Consider the following 25,743-nt stretch of genomic DNA (forward strand, 5'->3'; position numbering starts at 1 on the left):
AATTGCAAGCCTCCTTCCCGACCGTGCCCGCGGCGGACTTTCAGGGGGCCGCGTCGCATCCCACCATCCACGACACGCCGAACCGGTCGACCAGCATGCCGAATTGCGGCGCCCAGAAGGTCTGCTGGACCGGCATGGTGACGCTGCCGCCGTCCGACAGGGCGGTGAAGATCCGTCCGACCTCTTCCGCCGTATCGGCGGTGACCGAAATGGAGAACCCGGCCGGTGTCACGGTCCTGTCCGGCATGCCGTCCGATCCCATCAGGACCTGATCGCCCACCGTCAGTGTGGCATGGCAGATGCGGTCGTGCTGGTCGGCGGGTATGCTGCCGGCCATCGGCGTGTCGGCGAACGGCACCATGGCCGTGATCTTGCCGCCCAGCGCGGCGTGGTAGAAGGCGAAGGCCTCCGGGCATCGTCCGTTGAAGGCGAAGACATAGGCGTTGATCTTCATGCCGGCGGCCTTTCCTGTTTGTCCCGATGCGGGATCGCGCCGTGCGGCGCGGACGGATCCTGACGCAGACACCGCCGTATCCGCAAGATTTCCGGCCCGAGACCGTGCCCTTGCCGCGCGGCAGGGCCACGCTAGGATTGGCGCCGGATAGAGAAAGGGGGCGGATGACCCGCATTTTCATCGACGCGGACGCTTGTCCGGTCAAGGACGAGACCTATCGTGTCGCCCTGCGCTACGGGATCAGGGTGTTCGTGGTGTCCAATCGGATGATCGCGGTGCCGGACACCCCGCTGATCGAACGGGTGGTGGTCGATCATGGCCCCGACGTCGCGGACGACTGGATCGTGGACCACGTCGGGCCGGCGGATATCGTCGTGACCGCCGACATTCCGCTGGCCGCGCGCTGCGTCGCCGGACAGGTCGCGACGCTGGACCCGAAGGGGCGTCTGTTCGACGCGGATTCGATCGGTATGACCCTGGCGATGCGCAACCTAATGGACGACCTGCGCTCGACGGGAACCGTGACGACGCATAATCGGCCCTTCGGCAAGGCCGACCGGTCCGCCTTCCTTTCGGCGCTGGATACGGTCATCGTCCGCCTGCGGCGGCGGCCCGTCGCCGTCCGGCGACCGCCGGAAGGGTAGGGACAAGGGCGCCGAGGCCGCTGCCTTCGGCCCGCGCCCTGTCAGCCCGTCACCCGGCGCAGGAACGGCGCGGTCCGGCTGTCCGGGGCCTGGGCGATGTCGGTCGGGCGTCCGGCGGCGACGATCCGTCCGCCGGCGTCACCCGCCCCGGGACCCAGATCGATGATCCAGTCGCCGGCGGCGGCGACGCGCATGTCGTGCTCGGCCACGATGACGGTGTGGCCAGCGGCGACCAGGCTGTCCAGATGGGCCATCAGCCGGTCCACGTCCGATGGATGCAGCCCGGTTGTCGGTTCATCCAGGACGTACAGCGTGTGGCCGCGCCGCTGCTTCTGCAATTCGGTGGCCAGCTTGATGCGCTGGGCCTCTCCGCCCGACAGTTCCGTTGCCGGCTGGCCCAGCCGCAGATAGCCCAGTCCACCCCGGCGCAGCGTCTCCAGGCTGACCTCCAGCGCCGGATGATCGGCGAACAATGCATAGGCGCCGTCCACGTTCAGGCCCAGGATGTCGGCAATCGAATGGCCGCGATACGTGACCTCCAGCACTTCGGGCCGGTAGCGTGCGCCATGGCAGGTCGGGCAGGGGGCGTAGACGCTGGGCAGGAACAGAAGCTCCACCATCACCGAGCCTTCGCCCTCGCAGGTCGGACAGCGCCCCTTGGGCAGGTTGAAGGAAAACCGCCCGGCGTCATAGCGGCGGCTGCGTGCAAGGTCGGTGTCGGCGAACAGCTTGCGTACCGTATCGAACAGGCCGGTATAGGTCGCCAGGTTCGATCGCGGCGTCCGGCCGATCGGCTTCTGGTCGATCACAACCAGCCGCCGCACCCCGGCCAACCCGCCGGCCCCCAGTCCATTGACGACGCGGCCCTGCGGTTCGCGGGGGGCGGGGGCCGGACCGTCCTGCGCGCCGTCGGGCGTTTCGGCCGGCAGCGCCTGGCCCAGCGCGCGGGCGACGATGCCGACCAGCGCCTGGCCCACCAGGCTGGACTTGCCTGATCCGGATATGCCGGTGACGGTTGTGAACGCGCCCAGGGGGAAGGCGACCTCCAGCCCGGCCAGATTGTTCCATGTCACGTCCGCCAGCAGCAGCCACCCGGCCGGTTCGCGGGGCGTGCGGGCGATCGGGGCGGGGGGCGCGAACAGATAGGGTCCCGTCCGCGACCGGGCCACGTCGCGCAGGCCGTCCGGCGGGCCGCTGTACAGGATCTCGCCCCCGCGCTCGCCGGCGTCGGGGCCGACGTCGACGATCCAGTCCGCGCGGCGGACGACGTCCAGATTATGCTCGACGACGAACAGCGAATTGCCGGCGCCGCGCAATCCGTCCAGCGCCGCCAGCAGCGCCTGGGTGTCGGCGGGGTGCAGGCCCGACGACGGTTCGTCCAGCACATAGGCGACGCCGAACAGGCTGGACCGAATCTGCGTGCCCAGCCGCAGGCGCTGGTATTCCCCGGGCGACAGGGTCTGCACCCCGCGATCGAGTTGCAGGTAGCCCAGCCCCAGGTCCAGCAGCACGCCGATGCGCCCGATCAGGTCGGCGGCGATGCGCCGGGCCGCAATGTCTGTCGCCCCGATGCCGGTCGCCACCGATGCGGGCACCAGCAGGTCCGCGATCCGTGCCAGCGGCAGGGCGGCGAGTTGCGCAATGTTCAGCCCGGCGAAGGTGACGCGCAGCGCATCGGGGTTCAGCCGCTGGCCGTGGCAGGACGGGCAGTCGGTCGCGACCATGAAGGATTCGGCGCGCTTGCGCATTGCCGCACTCTGCGATTTCGCGAAGGTCTGCGTCACATAGCGTCGGGCGCCGGTAAAGGTGCCATTATAGGATGGCTCGATATTGCGGGCGATCGCACGCCGCACGGCGTCACGGTCCAGCCCGGGGTAGACCGGGACGGTCGGCGTTTCGTCGGTGAAGAGGATCCAGTCGCGGGTGTCGCGGGGCAGGTCGCGCCAGGGACAATCCACGTCGATGCCCAGGGTGATCAGGATGTCGCGCAGATTCTGGCCCTGCCACGCGGTCGGCCAGGCGGCGACGGCGCGATCGCGGATCGACAGGCTGTCGTCGGGCACCAGCGTGCGCTCGGTGACGTCGTGAATCCGCCCCAGCCCGTGGCAGCGTGGGCAGGCCCCCATCGGCGTATTGGGGGAAAAGCACTCGGCCTCCAGCAGCGCCAGATCGGGCGGATAGGTCCCGGCGCGGGAATACAGCATCCGCAGCAGGTTCGACAGCGTGGTGATGCTGCCGACCGACGACCGGCTGGTGCTGCCGCCGCGCTGCTGCTGCAACGCCACGGCGGGCGGCAGGCCATCGATGGAATCGACGTCGGGAACGGGCATCTGCTGGAACAGCCGCCGCGCGTAGGGGGAAACCGATTCCAGATAGCGACGCTGGGCCTCGGCATACAACGTGCCGAAGGCCAGCGACGATTTGCCGGAACCCGACACCCCGGTGAATACCACCAGCCTGTCGCGCGGCAGGTCCAGACTGACATCGCGCAGATTATGTTCCCGCGCACCACGGACGCGCACGGCATCCGTGGGAGGGGGGGCGTCGCGTGTCGGGTCGGGGGTCATGTCGGGCATATCGGCGCAATCTTCCGGTCGTCTGGTCCAGGGGACGGTTTAGACCATAACCGCGCCCTGACGATGATCGGAACCGACATGGACCCACCCGGCATGATCGAGGGTGACGACAGCCTTCGCGCCACGCCGCCCCGGCGGGATTGGGGAATGTCGCCTGATCGAGCTGTGATGTCGACCGGATATTCATCTAATATATTGTTACGGCGATATATTTTATTCATAAAACTGACACTTAGTGTCGTTTTTCACATGGATGTGATTGCTCGGCTCCTTGTGTTCGCAGGTCTCACTATATACCGATAAACATAGACAACCAAGGCCGCATTGGTCCTGTTTCGAGCCGGTCCTTTTTGCCAGGCCAATAGCCAGCCATAAAACAAGGGAGAGGGATCGTGTCGTTCACCCAAGAACCACCTTTCAAAAGCCGTTACGAAAATTATATCGGCGGCGAATGGACGGCGCCCGTGAAGGGCCAGTACCTGAAGAACACGTCGCCTGTTGATGGCAGGACGCTCTGCGAGGTTCCGCAATCCACGGCCGAAGATATCGAACTGGCCGTGGACGCGGCCCATAAGGCCTTCAAATCCTGGTCCCGTACCTCGCCGGCCGAGCGGTCCCTGATCCTGCTGAAGGCGGCGGACCGCATGGAGGCCAATCTCGATCTGCTCGCGCGGGCCGAAACCTGGGACAACGGCAAGCCCATTCGCGAGACGCTCAATGCGGACGTTCCCCTCGCGATAGACCATTTTCGCTATTTCGCCGGATGTATCCGGGCCCAGGAGGGCGCTCTCAGCGAAATCACGGATACGACGGTCGCCTATCATTTCCACGAACCGCTCGGCGTCGTCGGCCAGATCATCCCCTGGAATTTTCCGCTGCTGATGGGATCATGGAAGCTGGCGCCGGCCCTGGCGGCCGGCAACTGCGTCGTCATGAAACCGGCGGAGACGACCCCGGCCAGCATTCTCCTGCTGATGGAACTGATCGGTGATCTTTTCCCGGCCGGCACCCTCAATATCGTCAATGGCCTTGGACGCGATGTGGGGGCCGCGTTGTCGACCAGTCCGCGTATCGCCAAGATCGCATTCACCGGTTCCACGCCGACCGGCAAGATGATCGCCCACGCCGCGGCCGAGAATCTCATCCCCTCCACGCTGGAACTCGGCGGCAAGTCGCCGAATATCTTCTTCGCCGACGTCATGGACCGTGATGACGATTATTTCGACAAGGCGCTCGAGGGGTTTACGATGTTCGCCCTCAACCAGGGACAGGTCTGTTCCTGCCCAAGTCGGGCGCTGATTCAGGAATCGATCTATGAGCGCTTCATCGAACGGGCCATGCATCGGGTGAAGGCCATTCGCCAGGGCAACCCGCTGGATCCCGAGACCATGATGGGCGCCCAGAATTCACCGATGCAGCAGCGCAAGATCCTCGACTATATCGGGATCGGCAAGGACGAAGGCGCGGAGCTTCTGACGGGTGGCTGCACGCCCGACCTCGGCGCAGCCTTGAAGGAGGGATGCTACGTCCAGCCGACGATCTTTCGCGGCGATAACAAGATGCGCATCTTCCAAGAGGAAATTTTCGGTCCGGTCCTGGCCGTGACGACGTTCAAGACCGAGGAGGAGGCCCTGGCTCTCGCCAACGATACGCCGTTCGGCCTGGGCTCGGGTGTCTGGTCGCGGGATGCCAACACATGCTACCGCATGGGGCGCGGCATCGAGGCCGGACGCGTCTGGATCAACTGCTATCACGCCTATCCGGCCCATGCCGCCTTCGGCGGCTACAAGAAATCGGGCATCGGGCGCGAGACGCACAAAATGGTCCTGGAACATTACCAGCAGACCAAGAACCTGCTCGTCAGCTACAGCGAAAAGAAGCTCGGCTTCTTCTGATCCCGGGGGGACGGGGTGCGCGGCATCCCGCCCCGTTCACTTCCATCCAGCGCGGCGGACCCTGAGGCGTAATGGCGGCAAAATCTGAAATCCTGATCGTGGGCGGCGGCGTCGCCGGGCTTGCCCTGGCCACCCGGCTGGGGGACGCGCTGGGAAAAACCGGGGAAGCCCGGATTACCTTGATCGACAAAAGCTTTTCCCACGTCTGGAAGCCCATGCTGCATTGCTTCGCGGCGGGGACGGCCCAGAATGAAAATGACCGCATCAGCTTCATGGCGCAGGCCAGCAGCCATCATTTCGAATTCTGGCCCGGAGAGGTAAGCTCGATCGACCGGGAAAAGAGGGAGGTCGTTCTCAGTCCTTTCCATTCCTCCGACGGTGCCGTGGTTCTGGACAGCCGGACGGTCGAATATGATGCGCTGATCCTGTCAATCGGGAGTTGCGCCAATGATTTTCGGACAGACGGTGTCACGGCGCATTGCCTGTTCATCGACAATCTTGTCGAAGCCAACGGTTTCAATGAAAAATTCCGCATGGAACTTCTCCGTGCGTTCGCCACGAACGACGAGCTGGATATTGCCATCGTGGGCGGCGGCGCCACGGGCACGCAGCTTGCGGCCGAGCTGCACAAGGCGCTGGACATCGTCGGGTTGCATTCCTTCGGCAAGACGCCGCCAAGGCTCAGGATTACCCTGCTGGAAGCCGGTCCCCGCATTCTTCCAGCTTTTCCGGAAAGCGTGTCGGAAGCGGCGCAGCGTGAACTGGCCCGGATCGGCGTTGAGGTCCGCACGTCCGCCATGGTCTCCGCGGCCGACGAGGCGGGATTTTCCCTGAAAGATGGCACGCATATTCCCGCAAAATTGCGTGTCTGGGCGGCGGGCGTGAAGGCACCCGATGTCACCAGGGGATTTGGTAACCTTTCCCTCAGCCGGTCCGGTCAGATTCTGGTCAAGCCCAACCTGCAATCGGTCGATGACGAACGGATTTTCGCCATGGGGGATTGCTCGTTCATTGCCGACGACCCGCTTCCTCCGACGGCGCAGGTCGCACGGCAGCAGGCCCATCATCTGGCGCGCACTCTTCCCGCGTGGATGCGGGGCAAACGCGCTGTCCCGTCCTGCATTTTCCGGAACAAGGGCGCTATTATCGCGCTGGGCAACTATAATGGCTGGGGCACGCTGCCGGGCGGCGCGGTCTTCGGCGGTGGAATATTTCGTGGATTGTCCGCGCGGCTGGGCCACCTTATGCTCTATCGCCAGCACCAGGTGGAACTCTACGGTCTTCTTCGTGGCATGCTGTCCTGTCTTGCCGACTGGGTCGACACCAAGGTGCGGCCTTCCGTGCGTCTGGACTGACGGATCCTGGCGTTTTTCAGGACAGGGTCTCGCTCTGCAGCAGCATGATTTTTCCCAGCAGGACACCCAGATCACGGCGCCCTTTCAGCCGGATCCATTCGTCGACCGCCGTTCGGAACGCCGCAATGCCCGAGCGCGCGGCGACACGGGCCGCGAGTTTCCTGTCGGGCGAGGCCGGAAGGCGGATAACGAGAGCGTCCGCTAGGCTGTCCTCCCATTGGGCATATTTGCGCAAACTGACGGGCAGGAGTGCGGGTGTACGTTCGATGAGGTAGACGGAGGAAAACGCTTCCTCACGGGTTGCCGCGATTTTCGGGATCACGGCTTCCAGGGCACTGCGGATGATGTCCCGAGGCGTGAAATCGGTCGGGCAATGATGCACGCTCGTCGTCAGGACGTCCGTCATCTGCTGCGTCCATGCGGTGACAATGTCTGCCTTGGTCGGAAAATACCGGAAAAGCGTGCGGCGCGAGATCCCCGCGACCTCGGCAATCTCGTCGACCGTGGTTTCGTTGAAGCCCTTTTCCGAAAGCAGCCTCATCGCCGCGGCGATCAGGGCCTCCCTCGTTTCATGACGTCGCTGTTCACGCCGTGAGGGCAAACAGGATTTCCGCTGGTCTGTGGAATACGCCACGGCGCGGTGTCGGGACTGGACGGAAGAAGAAGACGGCAAAATGAGGGTCGCTTTCAGAATGGGGAGCGGCTGGCCGAATATAGGAAAAAGCCGGTCATGACGGGTGCTTTGACCCAAGGACGCCAGGATAACTCAAAATACTCTTTTCGACACCCTCGGTTTCAAAAAAACCTGATACTGTGCATGGGGATTCGACGCGATGCCTGCGGCGGTCGTTACGCCAGTCCGTATTGTGAAAAATCGGTGGCCCCAGACCGGACAGCGTGTAAGGTCGGCGCGCAACGCGGATCATGGAGCGTCCGATCCGCATGCGGGTTCAGGTGTCGGGCGTGGCATCCAGGGCGCGCACCATTGCCGCCACATCGTCGTCGTCGGTGGGACGGTTCATATCGAACATCGCCGCCTCGGTGATCCCGGCATAGCGGCCCAGGCCACCCGCGCGCAGGATCGGGTGGGCGCGGGCGGTGTCATATACCCCGTCGACCAGCATGGCCCGGTCGATATGTACCGCGACGACCTCGCCCATGATCATCCAGGTCTCGAGCTCGACGCCCCGCTGGTCGCGCAGGGGGAATAATTGCGTCAGCCGACATTCGAAATTCACCGGACTGGACCGCACGCGCGGCGCACCGACCAGTCGTGCGGGCGCCTGCGCCAGGCCGGCCAGGGCGAATTCGTCCTGCGTCACGGCGGCGGAGGTCAGGTTCATCCGGGACGCCATGCAGCGGGTGACGAGGTTCCATACGAATTCGCCGGTGTCACGGATGTTGGCGACCGTGTCCTTCCAGCCCACACTGGCGAAGCCGATGATCGGCGGGCGGTAGTTGAAAGCATTGAAGAAACTGTAGGGTGCCAGATTGGCACGGCCCTGGGCCGATCGGCTGGATATCCATCCGATCGGGCGCGGCCCGACGATGGCGGAAAACGGATCGTGCCGCAGGCCGTGCCCGTCGCGCGGTTCGTAATAATGGAAGTCGTCGTCCACCATGATCCTGCCCCCTGATGCCCGGTCGTTTCCCGGGCCGACAGATATGGGCAAGGAACATTCCGTCGTCGAGGGCGCGATTACTGCAACGTGGCGATCACCTTCAGGCCCGCCTACGCGGTGCCCGGGGGCGGCGACGTTTCGCCGGGATGGATCGGGGCGAAGCCGTATAGGCCTCAATCACCGGTGCATTGGTTTGCCGCATCAGCATCGTCGTGCCCGGGGCCACGCTGGCCTGCCGCGGATCGCCTTGCCATCATGCAAGCGGTCTCGGACGTGGCAGCAGGAATACAGCACGCCGATCCGATACCGCGGCCGAGATGGCAGAAGCAGGGAAGGATCCGCCGATATAAACTTCGTGCGCAGGAAGGGTACCGTGCCGCTCCGGAAGAGCGGGTCCAATTCGATTCAACGGGGGACGATGCATCCCCATGAGGCGACACGATTGCCTGTCCATTCGGCAGGGCGGTGGCGGGACGAGGAGACGCAAAATCCGGCCCAGCGTGATTTTGGTCGACGTAATCCGGGGTACGGTGGCAGAGGCGGGTCCGCCGGATGTTCACATCGAGAGCGCGACGGGAAGATGGAGGATATTCATTTTTGCGATTCTGATATGTGAAAAAAGCGCGACATCGCCAATACGCTACATTTCATGTTTTTTTCTTATTATTATAGGGCATGTCGCACACTCCGCGATTTACATGACTTTTACGTGAACGTAATTGGCGCCGGAAGTTACACGAACTGAGACGAGGGAGCGGGTTCTGGAAGCGATTCCGGGCGTCTTCTTCCACGTTTTGTCATGATTTGTAATAGGAAAATTAGGTATATATGCCGAAATCGAAGCGGATATACCGAGTAGACTTCAGTTTTAAAACGACAAATATTGTTGACTTTTATGTGAACAAAAGATGTGTGGCCATTTTCATTTGTCGAGGATATTTTTTGTCCAGAAGATATAATGATTGATAGCAGTATTATTTTGAATAAAAGGGAGTTATCGTCACCTTTTTTGTTATAACAAAACGACTTCCACAGGAAACGAAAAGTGGAGTGGTCCCGTTGTTAATGTAAATTTGAAATATAATTCTGCCATATTTGGATATTTCACGCCTTTCGATCTCCAATATAAATAAATATACGAGATTGAAATAATGATTTCACTTATATGCGGTCTTCCCGCGAGAGGAAGATGTGAACGATGACCACTGTCGCGGCCTCCGGCCGTGCACGATACGCGAAAGGGAACGGGAACTGTCGTATTCGACCGGTGGCAAGCTGTACCAGGATCTGTCGTGGAAAACGCGGCATGGCGTCGAGGTTCTGGCGTGCCGTACCGCCAGAACGGATCGTTTCTTCCGGAGAATGGCGTCGGCGAGGCTGGGATGGCGGCTGGACGATCGCGCCGCGGCGGATGTCGCGACCTTCATCCGGACAAGCGGGGGGAACCATGCACGCCGGTTGGCGTGCAGGACATCGCGCGGATCCGCAGGACGATCGACAGCGGACCGACGCCGGAAAGCAGGGACACCGTTGACCCGTCACCATCATGACGATGGGGCCTTACCGCAGGACGGATGAAGCAGGGGGAGGATGATGATCGGCACGATGACACGCTACATACCCGCGTTCTTCCTGGGGCTCGCGCTGGTCGCGAGCCCCGGGGTGATCGTGGCGGCGACGCCAGGCCTGACCTCGCGGCCGGTGATGACCCTGGCGCTGGCCGAACGTCTGCTGCAGGCAGGGGTGCGGGAGGCCGCGCGTAACGGCTGGCCCGGTGTCGTCGCCGTCGTCGACGATGCCGGACAGTTGATGGCGCTGACGCGCATGGACAATGCCTATATGCGGGCCAGTGTCGATCTGGCACCGGGAAAGGCCCGCACGGCGGTGATGTTTCACCGTCCGACCGCAATTCTGGAGGGCGCGATTGACGGACCGCGACCAGCGCTGGTGACGGCGCAGGGCTATGTCATGATGAAGGGGGGCGAGCCGATCGTCATTGATGGTCAGCTCGTCGGCGGGATCGGCGTGTCGCTTGATACGCCCGAACATGACGAACAGGTTGCGCTGGCGGCCCTGGCTGGGGTGAAGTAGCGCCGGCCCACAGGGCTGGATAACGCGTAGAAACATAAAAACACAAAAACAAGAACGCGAGCGAATGAAATGGGAGAGACCACCCTGACCCGGGCCGAGGAGCGCTTCATCCGATGGGCCTTCGGCACCTATTCCGGACACAATCCATCCCTGTCGGACGGAATCATCCTGCCGATTTGGAAAAGCGGACCGCGCACCGGCCAGCCGCGCATCCCGGCATCGATCCGCGACCTGGTGGCGCGCGGATTATTGCGGGTCGTGGCCGAAGAGGGGCCGCCGCGGGCCTATTTTACCCACACTGGAATGACGGCAGTACGCCGGATGTTCATCAAGCCCCGCTTTGACGCCGGACGCTATATCCACCTGCTGCGCGAGGTGGAGAACGGGGCGGATCCCGGCTGATGCCGCGTACCGGGACGTACCTGCGACGGCCCGGTTGCGACCAACTGGCGACGGACGCCGTCATCGCGGTTTTGTCAAAATCCGCGCCGATTGATTCACATCAACGCGGCGTTCCCGCCGGACATCTATTGAAAACAGGATCGCGATAGAAGCCGGTTGCTGCCGTGACGGGGCATCCGGTTCTTTCGGGGTGCCGGTTCGTACGGGCCCGACAGGTTCCGGACGGTCCATGGCGATGGTGGGACATCCGGTTGTTATAACGGAAAGGAAGACGTCCCATGCAGCGACTGGCCTTGTGCCGTGGGCTTGTCCGGATCCACGATCCTGCAGCGGGATGAGATGGGATCCGACCGCGATCATGAACGCAATATCGGCGTCAAGCCTGGAGTGTTCCGGGTTTCGGACCCGTATTGGATCGAATGATATGCATGCCGGACAACGCTGCATTCGCCTGAGGCGGCGAGAGGGCCCGGCGGGCGGATGGTGGTCGCCGACAGGACAGGAAGCGCAAGAATGACATATACCGTGGGGATGTATCTGGGCGACCGGCTGAAGCAGATCGGCCTCGACCATCATTTCGCCGTTGCTGGGGATTACAACCTCGTCCTGCTCGACCAGTTGCTGAAAATCGACGGGATGGAGCAGGTCTATTGCTGCAACGAACTGAATTGCGGCTATAGCGCCGAGGGATATGCGCGGGCGAAAGGGGCAGGGGCCGCGATCGTGACGTTCAGCGTCGGCGCGATTTCCGCGTTCAACGCGGTCGGCGGCGCGTATGCGGAAAACCTGCCGCTGATCCTGATTTCCGGCGCACCGAATTCGAACGACCATGGCAGCGGGCACATCCTGCACCATACGATCGGCACGCCCGATTATTCCTATCAGATCGAGATGGCGCGCCGCATCACCTGTGCCGCGGTCTCGATCATCTCGGCCGACGAGGCGCCGGCGAAGATCGATCATGCGATCCGCACCGCCCTGCGCGAGCGCAAGCCCGCCTATATCGAAATCGCATGCAACATCTCCGGCGCGGCCTGCGCGCGTCCCGGACCGGCCAGCGCCGTGCTGTCGGACGTGCCGAGCGATGCCGCGACGCTGGAGGCAGCGGTCGAGGCGATCGCGACATTCCTGAAAAAGCGGGACAAGGTTGCGATCCTGGTCGGCAGCAAGCTGCGTGCGGCAAACGGTGGGGCCGCGACGGTGGCGCTGGCCGACGCGCTGGGATGTGCGGTGGCGACGATGGCCGCCGCCAAGAGCTTCTTCCCCGAGACCCATCCGAACTATATCGGCACCTATTGGGGCGAGGCCAGCAGCCCCGGCGCGCGCGAAATCTTCGACTGGGCCGACGGCATCCTGTGCCTGGGCTGCGTGTTCAATGATTATTCCACCGTGGGCTGGACCGCATGGCCCCGCGGGGCGAACGTCGTGCAGGCCGATATCGGTGCCGTGACGCTGGAGGGGCAGGCCTTCGACGGGCTGCACCTGAAGGACCTGCTGACGGCCCTGGCGGCGCGCCTGGCGGGCCAGCCGAAAAAGGGGGCCACGATGACGGAATACCGTCGTATCGTCGGCGCACTCGCGCCGGTGGATAGCGCGGCCCCCGCCGCCAGGCTGACGCGTGCCGAAATGGCGCGGCAGATCGGCGCGCTGCTGACGCCCGAGACGACCCTGCTGGCGGAGACAGGGGATTCCTGGTTCAACGCCATGCGCATGAAGCTGCCGCAGGGGGCGCGCGTCGAATTCGAAATGCAGTGGGGCCATATCGGGTGGTCGGTACCCGCGACGTTTGGCTACGCCGTGGCGGAACCGGCGCGCCGCATCATCACCATGGTGGGCGACGGGTCGTTCCAGCTGACCGCGCAGGAGGTCGCCCAGATGGTGCGTCGCGGATTGCCGGTGATCGTGTTCCTGGTGAACAACCATGGCTACACGATCGAGGTCGAAATCCACGACGGCCCTTACAACAACATCAAGAACTGGGACTATGCCGGCTTGATCAACGTCTTCAACGCCGGCGAGGGACGGGGACGCGGCTTCCGTGCGACCACGGGCGCCGAAATGGCCGAGGCCGTGCGGGCGGCGCTGGACAATCACGCCGGCCCGACGCTGATCGAATGCGTCATCGACCGTGACGACTGTACCAGCGAACTGATTTCGTGGGGACGCCAGGTGGCGACGGCGAATGCCCGTCCACCGGTGAAATAGCGGAAGGCAGGCGCCGGTCCGCGCCATTCCGGCGCGGGGGTACCATCACGGGATGATATGCATATGTCCGTAATATCCGCCCGTTTTCCGGCTGCGCTGCCGCAGCAGGCCGATCGGAAGACCCCGTCCGCCCTGCGGCCGCTTTATGTGCTGGCCTGGTTCCTGTGCGCGGCGTTCTATTTCTACCAGTACGCCGTGCGCTCGGCGCCCGGCGTGATGCAGGAACAATTGGCACAGGCCTGGGGTGGCAATCATATCGGTGCGATGATCGCGGCCTATTACGTCGCGTACGCCCTGATGGCTCTGGTGGCGGGCGTCCTGCTGGACCGCTACGGGGCGCACGCCACCATTCCGGCGGGTATCGCGGTGGTATCGGTGGGCTGCCTGGTCTTCGCCAAGGGGGACGAGGCGGCGGGGATGGGTGGCTTCGTCCTGCAGGCGATGGGTGCGATCTTCGCCTTCATCGGTTCGTCCTATGTCGCGGCGCGCTACCTGCCGCCCCGGATGCTGGCGCTGTTCGTCGGGCTGACGCAATGTCTGGGCATGGCCGGCGCGGCCTTCGGGTCCAAGCCGGTGCATCTGCTGATCGATCCGGCGGGCAGCATCCATGTGGCGTGGCAGCATATCTGGCTGGGCTTTGCCGCCATCGGTGCCATGCTCGCGGTCGCCACCTGGGTGGTGATGCCGCGCGAGCGCGGCGACAGCCGCGCCCATCACGGCCCGCTGTCGACCGGCAGCCTGGTCGCGCCCTTTCGCGTGGTCTTCGCCAATCGGCAGAGCTGGATCGCCGGAGCCATCGGCGGATTGCTGTTCGTTCCCACGACGATCGGGGCGCTGGTGTGGGGCGTCCTGATGCTGCATGCAGGTGAGGGCACGTCGACGGCCTTTGCGGCGTCGGATGTCTCGATGGTGCCGATCGGCTGGGTCATCGGATGCCCGCTGCTGGGATATGTCTCGGACCGGATCGGACGGCGGCGGCCGGTACTGATCGCGGGGGCGGGGGTGTTGCTGGCAGCCTGCCTGATGGCCGTCTATGTCCCCGTCGGGGTCATGCCCCGCTATTCGGTGGCGCTGGTCATGGGCATCGCGTCCGGGGCGGCGATGATTCCGTTTTCCAGCATGAAGGAAATCAACCCTCCGCAACTGAAGGGCACGGCGGCGGGGGTCATGAATTTCATGGTGTTCCTGACGACCGGCATCATGTCGCCCGTCGTCTCGGCGCTGATGGGCAAGGACGAACAGGTGTCCATGCCGACGATCCAGCATGCGTTCCTGCCGCTGATCGCCGGCGTCGCGGTGGCGATCGGCCTGGCGTTCTGCCTGCGCGAGACGGGATGGAAGGTGAACCCGGAAGGATAGGCGCGAACCCGTCAGTCCTCGGGGCCCTTGGCTGGGGGGCGCGGGGCGTGACAGCCCTGGCACAGGCGGATGGGGCCGCCGGGACGGCCCTGTTCGCGCGTGCGGATATGGCAGGATTCGCAGAATTGATGGAACGTCGTCTCGACGCGGGTGACGGTTCCGGGTTCGGTCTTGTGGCAGGCGATGCATTCCTGCCGCGGCAGGTGCGCCATCCGTGATTGCGCATAATTATGGTGGCAGGCAATGCAGTTGATCGCCGTGTGATCGGTATGTGCGAAACGCAGCGGCAATGCCGGATGGGCCATTACGGCGTGCACGTGCAGCCGGTCGATCGCCCATCCTGCCGCCGCCAGAAGTACGACCCCGAGCAGCGCGCCGACCATGCGGCCCGGACCGCGCCATCCCGTCATCCGGGGCCGCCATGCGGGGTGGCCAGGGCGTAGAGCCAGGCCGACAGGACGCTTGTCGCCAGCATCAGGGCGACGATGGCCCGGGCGTGGATGGACATGTTCCGCCATCGCCTTCGGCCGGGGATGGCGTGGTTCCGGTCCGGCCGCAGCAGCCATCGCGACGGCGTCCATGCGGCCGCCCCGACGGTCAGCGCCACGCATAGCGCGATTTTCCACCCGGTGTTCACATGCAGCCCGGCGCCGGCCACGTGGAAGGCCGACAGCGGCAGCGTGCCGGTGGCGATGACGGAATGGCCGATCCGGAACCGCCGTGCCGTCCGCCATACGATGCGGCGCACCCCGTGCAGACCTGACAGCGCCGCCGCCAGCATCAGGCACGCGGCCGCCACCCCCGCCAGCATCGGCCACGGGCCCGACGGCAGCACATCGTCGACCAGCAACGGCGCGATCCAGAGTGGCGGCAGGACATGCAAGCCCAGCATGGCCAGCGCGCCAGCGCCCAGCCCCCGATGCAGCACCATGAAAAACTTGCCGTCGCAGTTCGGCCAGGCCGTGGGCCGTCCGTTCATCACGAACAGGCCGAGCAGCAGGATAAAGGCTGCGAAGCCTGCCGTGTCCGCCATATCCCACGCCAGACTCACACCCGGCGGCGGTGACGCCAGCAGGAACAGAGCCGTCAGGGTCAGGACCACGCCCACAAGCCCGGCGGTCAGGACGACGATCTCGGCCTTCATCGACCGGTCCGTCCTACGGTCCGGGCGGAAGGCGGGACAGGCCGGATAACCGTTTGAAACGGTTTGTCAGTGCCTGTCTGAATGGGCTCTCAGGCCTTGACCAGCGGGCGACGGCGCAGCGGCATGGTCATGCAGTGAATGCTTCCGCCCCCCTGAGAAAACTGGTCGAGTTCCGGATCCAGCACCGTCAGTCCCTCGGCGCGCAGCATCTCGTTGACGCGGGTGGAATGGCGGGGACTGACGACGCGCCCGTCGCCCAGGGCCAGCACGTTGCACGCCATGTCCCGCATCGCTTCCTTGTAGGTCACGGGCAGCAGGCGGATGCCCTGCGCGCGGAACCAGTCCAGATCCTCGTCCGCCAGGGCATCGGGGGCGACCAGGGCCAAATTTTCCGCCACCATCGAGAAGACGACGTCGAGATGGAGGAAATGGTCCGAAAAGCGGATCATGCGGGTCTGCCATCCGGCCTCGTCGAACCAGCCGGTGAATTCCTCGGCCCCCGCGGTGTCGGTCCGGGTGCCGGTGACGCCCACTGCCAGCAGGCCGGGGCTGATGACGTGGATGTCGCCGCCTTCGACATGGCCGCGGGTCGCGGTCTTCCAGATCTCCCCTTCGCCATAGAAGGAGTCGATCAGAGCCTTCTCCCCCTTGCGTTCCTGGCGGAACAGGCTGGTGACGACGGTGCCGAACGGCGTCGTCTGGGAACTGTCGCGGGTATAGACCTGGTAGGGCAGGCCGGGCTGGGGCGTCAGGAAATGGCAGGCGACGTCCGCGCCGCGCAGCGCGTCCACCAGTTCGTCGAACTGTTTGCGCACCGCGTGCGTTTCAGGCTTGCGACCGTTCTCCAGGCTCAGGATCGCGATGTCGTTGCTGGGGATCCAGTCGTAGTAGGTCGGCGGGCAGAGCAGGACGTCGTCCAGATGCCCGGTCTCGCTGTCGATGAACCACTGATTGCTGCTCATATCGCTGGAATCCTTGCCGGAAAATCCTGATGTCTCATCGGTATCATACGGGCGGCCGTCGCGGTATCCGATACCGGGGGATGCAAGTGAACTTTGCGCTCCGTTCAACCGTCCGGCGACATTGGGGATATCTGAAATCAATCCATTGAAAACAAACTTATTTTTCATTCGGCATTCATATCTTTCGTCCAGACCCTGGAACGTGCCCGGCGGTCGGGACACTTCTCATTGTCCACGCCGGTCTGTATGGGCTGGTGCCGGAGGATCGCCGCCGGCGGTCGCTGGAGGTTTTATTGCGTATTCTCATTACCGGGACGGCCGGGTTCATCGGCTTTCATCTGGCGCTCAGGCTGCTGGATCAGGGGCACGATGTCACGGGCATCGACGGCATGACCAGCTATTATGACGTCACCCTGAAACAGGCACGGCATGCCCGCCTGCGCGCGCGGCCGGGGTTCACCTGCCATGAATTCATGCTGGAAGAGGCCGAGGCGCTGGCCCGGGCCTGCCGTGCGGCCCGGCCGGACATCGTGATCCACCTGGCGGCGCAGGCAGGGGTGCGCTACAGCATGGAGAATCCGGGCGCCTATGTCAGCGCGAACGTGGTGGGGACCCAGAACCTGCTGGAGCAGGTGAAGGACCTGTCGGTCCGGCATTTCATCCTGGCCTCGACCTCGTCGGTCTATGGGGCCGGTCCCGACGTTCCCTTTACCGAAGACCAGCCCTGCAACCAGCCGTTGAGCCTCTATGCCGCGACCAAGAAGGCGTGCGAGGAGATCGGCCATTCCTACGCCTACCTGCACGGGCTGCCGATCACCGCCTGCCGGTTCTTTACCGTCTATGGCCCGTGGGGGCGGCCGGACATGGCGCTGTTCCGCTTTACCCGCAACATCCTCGCCGGCCTGCCGATCGACGTCTACAACGGCGGGGACATGGAGCGCGACTTCACCTATGTCGACGATCTGGTCGAGGCCGTCTGTCGCCTGCTGCCTCTTCCGCCGGTCCTGGCGACCCAGGACGGGCGCGGCGCCAGTCCGGTGGCACCCTATCGCGTGGTGAATGTCGGCGGCGGTGGTCCGGTCGGCCTGCGGGAGTTCATCGCCGCCGTCGAACGCGCGACGGGGCGCACGGCGATCCGCAACAGCATGCCGATGCAGCCGGGCGACGTGCCGCGCACCTGGGCGGATTGCACGGTGCTGGAACGCCTGACCGGCTTCCATTCCGTCACGCCCCTGCAAGCCGGGGTGGACGCCTTCGTCGCGTGGTACCGCGAATGGTACCAGGCCTCTGACGGGCGATGACCTGGCGGGATCTTATCCACAGAATTGGGGACAATCCTGTGGGCGGTACTGGGGGGCATGATCGGATAACCTCCTTTTTCGCTGCTGGAATCGCGAGTCACCGCGAATCGTCACGCCGGCCGGCGGTAAAGGGGGGCCGATGGACGCGATAGAGGACGGCCCGGTCCCCATCGTCTTCGCCCCGGAGATCCCGGCGGACTGCCATGCGCAGGTTCGCGCGGCCCCGCATTTCCGGCGGTGGCTGGCGATGGCCGCGGCCCGTTTCGACCTGCGGCGGGTCACGGTGGACAGCGTGACGTTTTTCGGCCGCCGGGTCGGGTTCATCCTGGTCCAGGCGGACGCCTGGCATGATGGGCGGCAGGTGCCGGGCACGGTTCTGCTGCGCGGCGATTCGGTGTCGGTCCTGCTGATCCTGCGCCATGCCGGCCATCCGGACCGGACCGTCCTGACATGCGAGGCCCGGTTGCCGGCCGCATGCCCCGACCTGCTGTCGCTTCCGGCGGGAATGCTGGATGGTGGGACTTTGGCCAGTACGGCGCTGCGCGAATTGTCCGAGGAGATCGGCGCCGACCTGGCGTTGCGCCAGGACATGCTGGTGGAGCTTGCGACCGTCTGGCTGTCGCCGGGGGGCTGCGATGAGGCGATCACCCTGTACTATGCGGTCCTGGAACTGGATGATGCCGCGGTTCGCGCCCTGGACGGCCGCCGAACGGGCAACGCGGACGAACATGAATCGATCCGGGTGCGGGTGGTCGGTCTGGATGACATTCCGCGCATCGGCCGGACCGATGCCAAGACGCTGCTGTCGTTCTACATGTATCGCGACCGGATAGCCCGCGTCGGGACATGACGGGCCGTTCGCCCCATCTGACGGGCAGGCCGGGAACCGCACGTCGGGTCGCGGCGAGGCGAAGTTTAAACCCGCCTCTCAGGCAATGACGCCGTAGGTGATGCCCAGTTCGCGCAGCCAGCGGCGATAGGCGACGCCCATCCGGTCCGACCGGTGGTGCATCTCGGCGCGCAGGTCGACGGGGATGCGCTCCGGTCGCTGGGTTTCCACGATGTCGCGGTCCTGGTTGTAGACGACGTCCTGGCGCGGCAGCATGTCGAGTTCGGTCAGGTCGGGGGCGAAATTGATCGCGAAGATCACGCGGGCGATCGACGTGACCTCGTTCACCGGCTGAACGGTGAACATTGTCACGAACCGGTCGTCCGGCGATCCCAGATGTGCCTGTGCCGGATCGACGATGGTCACGCGCTTGGAAAAGGCGGCGACCAGCGGGCGCAGGCAATAATAGGTATACCCTGCCTGTACCGGGATCTTGCGGAAATCGCCGACGGGTTGGAACACGCTGATCTCGGAGGACACCAGGCCATCGGCGGTCTGGGTCACGTCGTAATCGGCGATGATGTCGGGCGCGTCCGGCACGCCGTTCAGGCCGGCATGGACGAAGGGAAAATGTGTGGCGTCGACGAAATTCTCGACGGCCCGGAATCCATTTGCGCGATAGGTATAGGGTCCGGCATGGAAGGTCCTGAAGCCCGGCAGGTCGCGGGCGGGAAAGGCCGGAATCGGATGGGCGGGGTTGCCCAGCGTTGCCCAGATCAGCCCGTCCTGTTCCTGCGCGCGTACCGGAAAGGCCCGGGCCTTGGGCGGGATCGGCTGGTCGGGCGCCACGGGAATATGGACGCAGCGCGCCTGCCCGTCGAAACGCCAGCCGTGATAGGGACAGACGACCGTGTCGTCCTTGATCCAGCCCTTGGACAGACGCGCGCCGCGATGGATGCACAAATCGTCCCAGACATGGACCGTCCCCGCCGCGTCGCGCCAGACGATCAGGTCGCGGCCCAGCAGGGTGGTGGGTGCGATCGTGCCGGCAACGATCTCGCGGCTGCGCGCCACGGGATACCATTCGTCCAGCATGGCCGGATCGTCGCACAGGCCGGGCACGGACATGGGGGTATCGGACATGACGGGCTTCCTCAGGCGGCCGACGCCGCCGGTTCGGGCGGGAGGGTCGCATCGTGTTCGTAGATCCAGTTGGCCTTGATCCCGGACCGATGCGGATTGATCAGGCTGCGCAGCCGATACGTCATGTCACGTCGCCAGAGGGCCAGCGGTGAGGACAGGTGATAGGTCCGCCCCCGTTCCCGCGATTCCAGCTGCACGCGCCGGGTGCGCGGCAGGCGCTGCGCCTCATACGCCGATAGCGCATCCGCGACCGTGGCACCGGCAGCCAGGCAGGATGCCAGGACGAATGCATCCTCGATCGCCATGCCCGCCCCCTGCGACAGGAAGGGTAGCATCGGATGGGCGGCGTCGCCCAGCAGGGTGATCGCGCCGTCCGACCAGTGCGGCATCGGGTCGCGGTCGAACAGGCCCCATTTGAAGACGCTGTCCGCCTGTCCGAACAGGCGCAGCAGGTTGGGATGCCATCCCGCGAACGCGGCCAGCAATTCATCGCGGGAACTGGGCACGTTCCACGATTCCTCGATCCAGGATGCGGTTTCGGTCACGGCGACGATGTTCACGGCGCGGCCGCCACACACGTAATAGGTCACGACATGGGCGTGCGGCCCCAGCCAGAACGATGAATCGGGGGACACGTAATCCAGTGGCTGCGTGTCGAACGGCACGACGGCGCGATAGCACATGTTGCCGGTGAAGCGGGCCTGCGCGGTACCGAACAGGGAGGCGCGCACGGCGGATTGGATGCCATCGGCGCCGACGATCAGATCGGCCTCGAACGTGCCGCCGTCGGTGAAGGAGGCGACGGCGCCGGTCGGGGTGCGCGCAACGCTGCTGCACGCGCGCGCGAACGTGACCCGTTCGGCCGGGATGCGCGCGGCAAACAGCGCGTGCAGGTCCGCGCGGTGGACATGGAAGAAGGGGGCGCCGTACAGGCTGGGGCAATCGTCGGCCAGCGGGGTGCGCCACATTTCCCGTGCCGTCTTCCAGTTGCGTCCCACCAGGGCTTGCGGCGTGAAGCTGATGGCCCGCAAGGCATCCATCAGTCCCATCGCGCGGATGACCTTCACCGCGTTGGGCGTCACCTGGATGCCCGCGCCGACCTCGCCAAAGGCGGGGGCGCGTTCGAACAGATGAACGTCGATCCCCCGTTGCAGCAGCGCCAGCGCCAGGGCCGTGCCGCCGATTCCGCCACCGATGATGCCGACCCGCATGTACGACCTCCTATAATATCGTATACGAAATAGGGGACTCTACGTTGCGTCAGGATCGAAGCATGCGCCTGGCGGCGACGTCAACACTATTCCCCTTCCGGAACGAACCGTCTTGCGTCCCCGCCGGCGCACCCCCTAGATTGCATGTGGATGGGAATCATGAGGCGGCATGCGGGACAGACAGGACAAGCCGGGCGTCGCGGCACGGCGGCCGCTGCTGGAACTGGTGCTTCCGGTTCTGCGCGACGCCATCATCAATCGCACCCTGCCGCCCGGCGAACGGCTGTCGGAAAGCGATATCTGCGCCCGGCTGGGCATTTCGCGTACGCCGCTGCGCGAGGCATTGCGGATCCTGGAAACCGAAGGCCTGGTGACGATGGCCGCCGGGGTCGGCGCGGTCGTGACACCGATCAGTCCGCCGGACCTGCATGATCGCTTCGACCTGCTGGCGGGGCTGGAGGCGATTGCCGCCGCACGTGTCGCCGGCCGGCGCGATCCCGAAACCATACGGCGTATCCTGGCGATCCAGCGCGAAATGGAATCCGCATCGCGCCAGGGATCCCGTGAGGAATACTACAAGGCGAACGACCGTTTCCACCAGACCATCGTCGAGGCCGCGGGCAACGAGGCCGTGCTGAATGCCCACAGGACGACGATGTGGCATGTGTATCGGATCCGTCATGCCACCAATACCGCCAATCCCCTGGGCCCGGAAGCCGCCCGCCACCACGAGGCCATCATCGCGGCCGTGATCGCCGGCGACGTCGACGGGGCGTTCGTTTCGATGCGCCGGCACCTGGAGGACGTGTCTGACCTCGTCCTGGGCCGGCCGGTCGCAGGATGGTTCGGCGCGACGGACCACGATGCGCCCGGCGCGGGTTGACCTGCATGGGACGACAGGGGAACATGATACGATGACGGAAGGGCCGCAGCACACCGACGCGCGGGGAGGGCGGAATGTCCATGCCCCGGTCTGGAGAATTCTGGTTGGGGTGGGCATCCCCTTCGTCGCGGTCGACCTGGCGTTGCCGGTGCTGGACCGCGTGGACGGAACGGTGCTGGGATTTCCCACGGTGGTGTTCTGGCTGTTCGTCTGGTTCATCCTGACCAGCGTCTGCCTGTCCGCGGTCTGGTTCCTGCATGACCGTCGCCAGGCGGACGAAGCCGCCTGACGACCGCGCGCCAGCCGGTCGCGGCGGCCGCGGATACGAAATCGAAAAATCGACAGACCAACGGAAAGAAAGCCCCTTCATGGCGACAGTGACGTTTTGCCTCGTGATCCTGTTGTCGCTGGCGATCGCGCTGTATTCCCGGCGGGGACATCATCACCAGGGAACGCGGGATTTCTTCGTTGCCTCCGGGCAGTTCGGTGGCGTGCTGCTGTTCTTCCTGGCGGTGGGCGAGACCTACAGCATCGGCAGCGTACTGGGATTTCCGGCCGGGACGTTCAGTCACGGTACCGCCTTCGTCATCTGGTTCCTCAGCTATATCGTCCTGGCCTATCCTGTCGGCTATTTCCTCAATCCCTGGATCTGGCAGGCGGGACGCGACCACAACGCCATCACCATGGCCGACCTGTTCCGGCATCATTTCGGCAGTCGCGCGGTCGAGATCGCGATGACGCTGAATGCCATCCTGTTCCTGATTCCGTTCGGCGACCTGCAATTCACCGGACTGCTGGCCGTGCTGCAGGGATTCGGCTGGCCGGTTCCGACAATCGTCATCACGACGGTGGCCGCGGTGACGGCCTTCTTCTGGGTCGCGCTCTCGGGGATCCGGGCGCCGGCCTATGTGTCGATCCTGAAGGACGTCATGATGATCGTCGCCGTCGTGGCGGCTGGTATCGCGGCGTTGCTGGCCTCGGGCCATCTGCCGGATGTCCGGCAGGCAGGGCAGGATATCGCGCGGATCCGTCCGACAGGGCGCGAGGAGGCGTTCGCCATGTCCACGGTCGTGCTGCAGGCCGTCGGCTTCTGCGTCGCGCCCCAGACGATCGCCTTTCTGTTCACCGGCCGGTCGCGACGGATCGTGCGGCGCAACCAGATCCTGATGCCGCTCTACATGCTGATGTTCCCGTTCCTGTACTGGGTCGCGGATTATGCCCGGCGGTCGGGAATGCCGCTGCACGCGCCCAACGACGCCTTCATGGCGGTGTCCCTGGCCCTGCTGCCGGGATGGGTGGACGGGCTCGTGGCGGCGGCGTGCGCGCTGTCGGCGCTGGTCGTGCTGGCGGGAATCTGCCTGGCCATCGGTCCGCTGGTGTCGCACAATCTGCTGCATGGTCTGTCGGATCGCCAGCAGCGGTACGGCGCGCAGATCGTGATCGCGGTCTATCTGCTGTTCTCGATCGTCAGCGCGGCGCATGCATCGGGACTGATGATCAAGTTCAACACCATGTATTATTTCGGCGTCACGCAGGCGGCGCCGGGGATATTTGCCATCCTGATGGCGCGGGCCATCAGTCCGGCGGCCCTGGTCGCGGGATTGGTGGCGGGCGACCTGTTGTCGGTCGGGCTGTATCTGGGCGATGCCGATCTGGGCGGGATCAATCCGGGCCTGGTCGGCCTGGTGGCGAATGCCGCCATCCTGTGGGGCGGCAGCCGCCTGCTGCCCAACCGGAAGCTGGTGCCGATCCTGCCGTTCCTGCGGCGGGACGAGGCGCAGGCGTCGGCGGGCGGGCGTTCGTAGCAGACGGCGTGACCGGGTGGCGACCCATCCTGTCGGGTGGCCAGTCTCTCAGTGATCGCGTCCGGCAGCCCGGACATCCGGCGCGGTGACGCGCATGTCGGATACGGCCTGGAGAATCTGCTGGCGCAGGACGACCTGCATCTGTCCGCTCTGGTGGATACCGTCCGGAAGGTGCTGGCCGGCGCCCAGTTCGGCGGCCAGGGCATCGACGTCGATGATGGCCAGTTCGCGCGTCTCGGCAATGTCATGGAGCATCAGGTTCAGCTCCTTGGCCGCGATGTTCGACAGGGTGTCGCTCATGGGCGCGTCGAAGGCCATGTAGCTTGATATATCCTCGTAGCCGGACGTCGACATGCGGTTCAGGACGAGGATCCGGCCCCCGGTGGTGCGGGCGAGCGTGTCGATCAGTTTCTCGTAGTCCCGGCGAATGGCGTCGATGGATCGCTTAACCGGCTCGAAGGCGCTGGTCAGCCAGGCCTGAATGGCGGGGCCGGCGGCGGCCTGATGGTGACGCATGACGTGGATATGGTACCCGAGCGTGCGGTGGCGCAGGATCGATTGCGGCTCGGCACTGAGGGAAAGCAGCACGGCGTCCGCCGGCCCCAGGCGCTGGGTCCCGGTGGAGGAGATGATGTTGTAATTGTCTTTCAGCGGCGTGTTCCGCAGCACGGCCAACAGGGCGCCGGCGAACATCCAGTCGTCGGCCGTCGGCGGTACGGTGGAATTACCGAGAAAGCGGCGCAAATCCTCTGCAATCGCCTCGAACTGGGCCGGCGTCCGGCTCAGTTGGTCGAGCAGGACGGGCGCGCAGGGCGCGACCGGATGATCTGGAATGAAAACGAACTGCATCGCGTCCGAGGCGGCTTCGAACATTTCCAGGAACGCGCATTGTTCGCCGAGGATGACGCCCGTGGCGTCACACAGGCCCAGGCTGAGAAGCGTGGCGGGAGTTTCGCCGTCCTCGCACCACCAGCCGCGAGTGCGGCCGTTCCAGCCCGGCAGCAGCCCCGAATGCACGTCGGCCAACGCGGTCATGCGCCGCCCGGCTACCACGAGGAGGCGCAGGCGTCCCGGGTCGCTCTCGTCGACCGGTTGATCGGGTTCGATCAGTCCCAGGACCGTGTCCGGTTTCCAGGCATCTACCCCGCGAATGCTCAGATAGCCGCCGCGGGTCATTTCCGGATGGATGGTCAATCGACCGCTGACGCGGGGGGCGAAGACCACTTGCAATTCCAGCTCGTCGGCAACCGCGTGGTTGCGGCCGACGCGCACGCTGGACGGTTCCAGGCTGATATTGCAATAGGCAATGGGTTGGCCGGCACGGCAGAACTGACCCGTTTCGCGCAGCCAGCGCAATCCGGACCGTACGATGGTGTAGCCGTCCGACATCAGCGGACCGAACCGCAAGGGAATTCCGTTCATGAATGGCTTCCCGTCCACATCCCGTCGTGATGGATGATACCCGCGATGGTGCAGCGTACCTGGCGTGTCGCGTCCTGATCGATCGGTTCGGTGGGATCGGTGCTGAACAGCGCGATCCGTTCGCCGAGGGCGCAATGCTGCCCCGGCTGAACATCGATCTGTCGGAGATAGACGGCCTCGCGCAGGACCAGACGATAGAACGACACGGGCGGGCATTCCTGGGCGAACGCGCTGCTGAGGTCCACGCTCAGATCCATGAGCTTGCTTCCCAGTCGGAGCGCATCATCCCGGGCACTGTACAGGCATTCTATGGTGGCGCCGGACATCTGCGGAACGATGACGGGCATCTTGAATTCGTAAAGCATTGTCAGTCCCAATGTATAAAAATTATGAAATAACAAATTGATGAAATGAAATATGATCAAATGAGGCGATGTTTG

At 64.6% G+C, this 25,743-nt stretch carries 23 protein-coding genes; 12 read left to right on the forward strand and 11 right to left on the reverse strand.

Features of this window, described 5'->3' with window-relative positions; all coding sequences use genetic code 11:
* Positions 1-40: 40 nt before the first annotated feature.
* A complete protein-coding gene (locus HLH28_RS05135; protein ID WP_182955471.1) occupies positions 41-454 on the reverse strand; it encodes a VOC family protein in 414 nt (137 codons plus the stop codon).
* Between the two features lie 164 nt (positions 455-618).
* On the opposite strand from HLH28_RS05135, the gene HLH28_RS05140 reads away from it, so the two are divergent.
* The gene (locus tag HLH28_RS05140) at positions 619-1,098 is read left to right on the forward strand and encodes a YaiI/YqxD family protein (RefSeq protein ID WP_182955474.1); all 480 of its coding nucleotides are present in this window, start codon (positions 619-621) and stop codon (positions 1,096-1,098) included.
* 41 nt (positions 1,099-1,139) lie between these two features.
* On the opposite strand, the gene HLH28_RS05145 is transcribed toward HLH28_RS05140, so the two are convergent.
* Positions 1,140-3,665, reverse strand: a complete 2,526-nt coding sequence (locus tag HLH28_RS05145) for an excinuclease ABC subunit UvrA (protein ID WP_182956019.1) — start codon at positions 3,663-3,665, stop codon at positions 1,140-1,142.
* 401 nt (positions 3,666-4,066) lie between these two features.
* Between HLH28_RS05145 and exaC the strand changes: the two genes are divergently transcribed.
* Together exaC and HLH28_RS05155 are read left to right on the forward strand one after the other, a co-directional pair.
* Positions 4,067-5,569: an acetaldehyde dehydrogenase ExaC gene (exaC, locus tag HLH28_RS05150; protein ID WP_182955477.1), complete on the forward strand. Its 1,503-nt coding sequence runs from the start codon at positions 4,067-4,069 to the stop codon at positions 5,567-5,569.
* Between the two features lie 71 nt (positions 5,570-5,640).
* Positions 5,641-6,924: an NAD(P)/FAD-dependent oxidoreductase gene (locus HLH28_RS05155; protein ID WP_182955480.1), complete on the forward strand. Its 1,284-nt coding sequence runs from the start codon at positions 5,641-5,643 to the stop codon at positions 6,922-6,924.
* A gap of 16 nt (positions 6,925-6,940) precedes the next feature.
* On the opposite strand, the gene HLH28_RS05160 is transcribed toward HLH28_RS05155, so the two are convergent.
* Together HLH28_RS05160 and HLH28_RS05165 are read right to left on the reverse strand one after the other, a co-directional pair.
* Positions 6,941-7,675: a TetR family transcriptional regulator gene (locus tag HLH28_RS05160; RefSeq protein ID WP_246395689.1), complete on the reverse strand. Its 735-nt coding sequence runs from the start codon at positions 7,673-7,675 to the stop codon at positions 6,941-6,943.
* A gap of 199 nt (positions 7,676-7,874) precedes the next feature.
* Positions 7,875-8,546 (reverse strand): flavin reductase family protein, encoded by a 672-nt coding sequence (locus HLH28_RS05165; RefSeq protein WP_182955483.1) that lies wholly within the window; start codon positions 8,544-8,546, stop codon positions 7,875-7,877.
* 1,605 nt (positions 8,547-10,151) lie between these two features.
* Here HLH28_RS05165 and HLH28_RS05170 point away from each other — a divergent pair.
* From HLH28_RS05170 to HLH28_RS05185, 4 genes are all read left to right on the forward strand, one after another.
* Positions 10,152-10,637 (forward strand): GlcG/HbpS family heme-binding protein, encoded by a 486-nt coding sequence (locus HLH28_RS05170; protein ID WP_182955486.1) that lies wholly within the window; start codon positions 10,152-10,154, stop codon positions 10,635-10,637.
* Between the two features lie 69 nt (positions 10,638-10,706).
* The gene (locus HLH28_RS05175) at positions 10,707-11,039 is read left to right on the forward strand and encodes a hypothetical protein (RefSeq protein ID WP_182955488.1); all 333 of its coding nucleotides are present in this window, start codon (positions 10,707-10,709) and stop codon (positions 11,037-11,039) included.
* Between the two features lie 513 nt (positions 11,040-11,552).
* Positions 11,553-13,244 (forward strand): alpha-keto acid decarboxylase family protein, encoded by a 1,692-nt coding sequence (locus tag HLH28_RS05180; RefSeq protein WP_182955490.1) that lies wholly within the window; start codon positions 11,553-11,555, stop codon positions 13,242-13,244.
* Between the two features lie 63 nt (positions 13,245-13,307).
* Entirely contained in the window at positions 13,308-14,603 is a 1,296-nt protein-coding gene (locus tag HLH28_RS05185) for an MFS transporter (RefSeq protein WP_182955493.1), read from the forward strand.
* A gap of 11 nt (positions 14,604-14,614) precedes the next feature.
* Here HLH28_RS05185 and HLH28_RS05190 read toward each other — a convergent pair whose 3' ends face one another.
* The 3 genes from HLH28_RS05190 to HLH28_RS05200 all read right to left on the reverse strand — a co-directional run bounded on the left by HLH28_RS05190 (position 14,615) and on the right by HLH28_RS05200 (position 16,709).
* Positions 14,615-15,013 carry a cytochrome c3 family protein gene (locus HLH28_RS05190; protein WP_182955497.1) on the reverse strand — a complete coding sequence of 133 codons (399 nt, stop codon included), beginning with the start codon at positions 15,011-15,013 and terminating at the stop codon, positions 14,615-14,617.
* Positions 15,010-15,747 (reverse strand): ferric reductase-like transmembrane domain-containing protein, encoded by a 738-nt coding sequence (locus tag HLH28_RS05195; RefSeq protein WP_182955501.1) that lies wholly within the window; start codon positions 15,745-15,747, stop codon positions 15,010-15,012. Before HLH28_RS05195 ends, HLH28_RS05190 begins: the two co-directional genes overlap by 4 nt.
* An 89-nt stretch (positions 15,748-15,836) precedes the next feature.
* On the reverse strand, positions 15,837-16,709 hold the full coding sequence (locus tag HLH28_RS05200; RefSeq protein WP_182955504.1) for a dimethylarginine dimethylaminohydrolase family protein: 873 nt from the start codon (positions 16,707-16,709) through the stop codon (positions 15,837-15,839).
* A 293-nt stretch (positions 16,710-17,002) separates the two neighbouring features.
* On the opposite strand from HLH28_RS05200, the gene HLH28_RS05205 reads away from it, so the two are divergent.
* Together HLH28_RS05205 and HLH28_RS05210 are read left to right on the forward strand one after the other, a co-directional pair.
* A complete protein-coding gene (locus tag HLH28_RS05205; RefSeq protein ID WP_182955506.1) occupies positions 17,003-18,010 on the forward strand; it encodes an NAD-dependent epimerase/dehydratase family protein in 1,008 nt (335 codons plus the stop codon).
* A 139-nt stretch (positions 18,011-18,149) separates the two neighbouring features.
* Positions 18,150-18,860, forward strand: a complete 711-nt coding sequence (locus HLH28_RS05210; RefSeq protein WP_182955509.1) for an NUDIX domain-containing protein — start codon at positions 18,150-18,152, stop codon at positions 18,858-18,860.
* 78 nt (positions 18,861-18,938) lie between these two features.
* On the opposite strand, the gene HLH28_RS05215 is transcribed toward HLH28_RS05210, so the two are convergent.
* Positions 18,939-19,982 (reverse strand): aromatic ring-hydroxylating oxygenase subunit alpha, encoded by a 1,044-nt coding sequence (locus HLH28_RS05215; protein WP_182955511.1) that lies wholly within the window; start codon positions 19,980-19,982, stop codon positions 18,939-18,941.
* A gap of 11 nt (positions 19,983-19,993) precedes the next feature.
* A complete protein-coding gene (locus HLH28_RS05220) occupies positions 19,994-21,193 on the reverse strand; it encodes an FAD-dependent monooxygenase (protein WP_182955514.1) in 1,200 nt (399 codons plus the stop codon).
* Between the two features lie 169 nt (positions 21,194-21,362).
* Here HLH28_RS05220 and HLH28_RS05225 point away from each other — a divergent pair, with 169 nt between their 5' ends.
* From HLH28_RS05225 to HLH28_RS05235, 3 genes are all read left to right on the forward strand, one after another.
* Positions 21,363-22,076: a GntR family transcriptional regulator gene (locus HLH28_RS05225; protein WP_182955516.1), complete on the forward strand. Its 714-nt coding sequence runs from the start codon at positions 21,363-21,365 to the stop codon at positions 22,074-22,076.
* Between the two features lie 31 nt (positions 22,077-22,107).
* Positions 22,108-22,365, forward strand: coding sequence for a DUF3311 domain-containing protein (locus HLH28_RS05230; RefSeq protein ID WP_182955518.1), 258 nt, complete (start codon positions 22,108-22,110; stop codon positions 22,363-22,365).
* Positions 22,366-22,444: 79 nt separating this feature from the next.
* Positions 22,445-23,881, forward strand: coding sequence for a sodium:solute symporter family protein (locus HLH28_RS05235; protein ID WP_182955520.1), 1,437 nt, complete (start codon positions 22,445-22,447; stop codon positions 23,879-23,881).
* A gap of 48 nt (positions 23,882-23,929) precedes the next feature.
* Here the strand turns inward: HLH28_RS05235 and HLH28_RS05240 are convergent, their stop codons facing one another.
* Entirely contained in the window at positions 23,930-25,303 is a 1,374-nt protein-coding gene (locus HLH28_RS05240) for an SGNH/GDSL hydrolase family protein (RefSeq protein ID WP_182955522.1), read from the reverse strand.
* Entirely contained in the window at positions 25,300-25,668 is a 369-nt protein-coding gene (locus HLH28_RS05245; RefSeq protein WP_182955524.1) for a hypothetical protein, read from the reverse strand. The genes HLH28_RS05240 and HLH28_RS05245 overlap by 4 nt, the downstream gene beginning before the upstream one ends.
* Between the last annotated feature and the right edge of the window lie 75 nt (positions 25,669-25,743).

It is taken from the genome of Gluconacetobacter tumulisoli (assembly GCF_014174155.1).
GTDB lineage: Bacteria > Pseudomonadota > Alphaproteobacteria > Acetobacterales > Acetobacteraceae > Gluconacetobacter > Gluconacetobacter tumulisoli.

Excerpts from the sequence above, each read along its gene's own strand:
- HLH28_RS05135 (WP_182955471.1), bottom strand. The coding sequence starts at position 454 with ATGAAGATCAACGCCTATGTCTTCGCCTTCAACGGACGATGCCCGGAG.
- HLH28_RS05140 (WP_182955474.1), top strand. The coding sequence starts at position 619 with ATGACCCGCATTTTCATCGACGCGGACGCTTGTCCGGTCAAGGACGAG.
- HLH28_RS05145 (WP_182956019.1), bottom strand. The coding sequence starts at position 3,665 with ATGACCCCCGACCCGACACGCGACGCCCCCCCTCCCACGGATGCCGTG.
- HLH28_RS05155 (WP_182955480.1), top strand. The coding sequence starts at position 5,641 with ATGGCGGCAAAATCTGAAATCCTGATCGTGGGCGGCGGCGTCGCCGGG.
- HLH28_RS05165 (WP_182955483.1), bottom strand. The coding sequence starts at position 8,546 with ATGGTGGACGACGACTTCCATTATTACGAACCGCGCGACGGGCACGGC.
- HLH28_RS05170 (WP_182955486.1), top strand. The coding sequence starts at position 10,152 with ATGACACGCTACATACCCGCGTTCTTCCTGGGGCTCGCGCTGGTCGCG.
- HLH28_RS05175 (WP_182955488.1), top strand. The coding sequence starts at position 10,707 with ATGGGAGAGACCACCCTGACCCGGGCCGAGGAGCGCTTCATCCGATGG.
- HLH28_RS05180 (WP_182955490.1), top strand. The coding sequence starts at position 11,553 with ATGACATATACCGTGGGGATGTATCTGGGCGACCGGCTGAAGCAGATC.
- HLH28_RS05185 (WP_182955493.1), top strand. The coding sequence starts at position 13,308 with ATGTCCGTAATATCCGCCCGTTTTCCGGCTGCGCTGCCGCAGCAGGCC.
- HLH28_RS05190 (WP_182955497.1), bottom strand. The coding sequence starts at position 15,013 with ATGACGGGATGGCGCGGTCCGGGCCGCATGGTCGGCGCGCTGCTCGGG.
- HLH28_RS05195 (WP_182955501.1), bottom strand. The coding sequence starts at position 15,747 with ATGAAGGCCGAGATCGTCGTCCTGACCGCCGGGCTTGTGGGCGTGGTC.
- HLH28_RS05200 (WP_182955504.1), bottom strand. The coding sequence starts at position 16,709 with ATGAGCAGCAATCAGTGGTTCATCGACAGCGAGACCGGGCATCTGGAC.
- HLH28_RS05210 (WP_182955509.1), top strand. The coding sequence starts at position 18,150 with ATGGACGCGATAGAGGACGGCCCGGTCCCCATCGTCTTCGCCCCGGAG.
- HLH28_RS05215 (WP_182955511.1), bottom strand. The coding sequence starts at position 19,982 with ATGTCCGATACCCCCATGTCCGTGCCCGGCCTGTGCGACGATCCGGCC.
- HLH28_RS05220 (WP_182955514.1), bottom strand. The coding sequence starts at position 21,193 with ATGCGGGTCGGCATCATCGGTGGCGGAATCGGCGGCACGGCCCTGGCG.
- HLH28_RS05225 (WP_182955516.1), top strand. The coding sequence starts at position 21,363 with ATGCGGGACAGACAGGACAAGCCGGGCGTCGCGGCACGGCGGCCGCTG.
- HLH28_RS05230 (WP_182955518.1), top strand. The coding sequence starts at position 22,108 with ATGACGGAAGGGCCGCAGCACACCGACGCGCGGGGAGGGCGGAATGTC.
- HLH28_RS05235 (WP_182955520.1), top strand. The coding sequence starts at position 22,445 with ATGGCGACAGTGACGTTTTGCCTCGTGATCCTGTTGTCGCTGGCGATC.
- HLH28_RS05240 (WP_182955522.1), bottom strand. The coding sequence starts at position 25,303 with ATGAACGGAATTCCCTTGCGGTTCGGTCCGCTGATGTCGGACGGCTAC.
- HLH28_RS05245 (WP_182955524.1), bottom strand. The coding sequence starts at position 25,668 with ATGCTTTACGAATTCAAGATGCCCGTCATCGTTCCGCAGATGTCCGGC.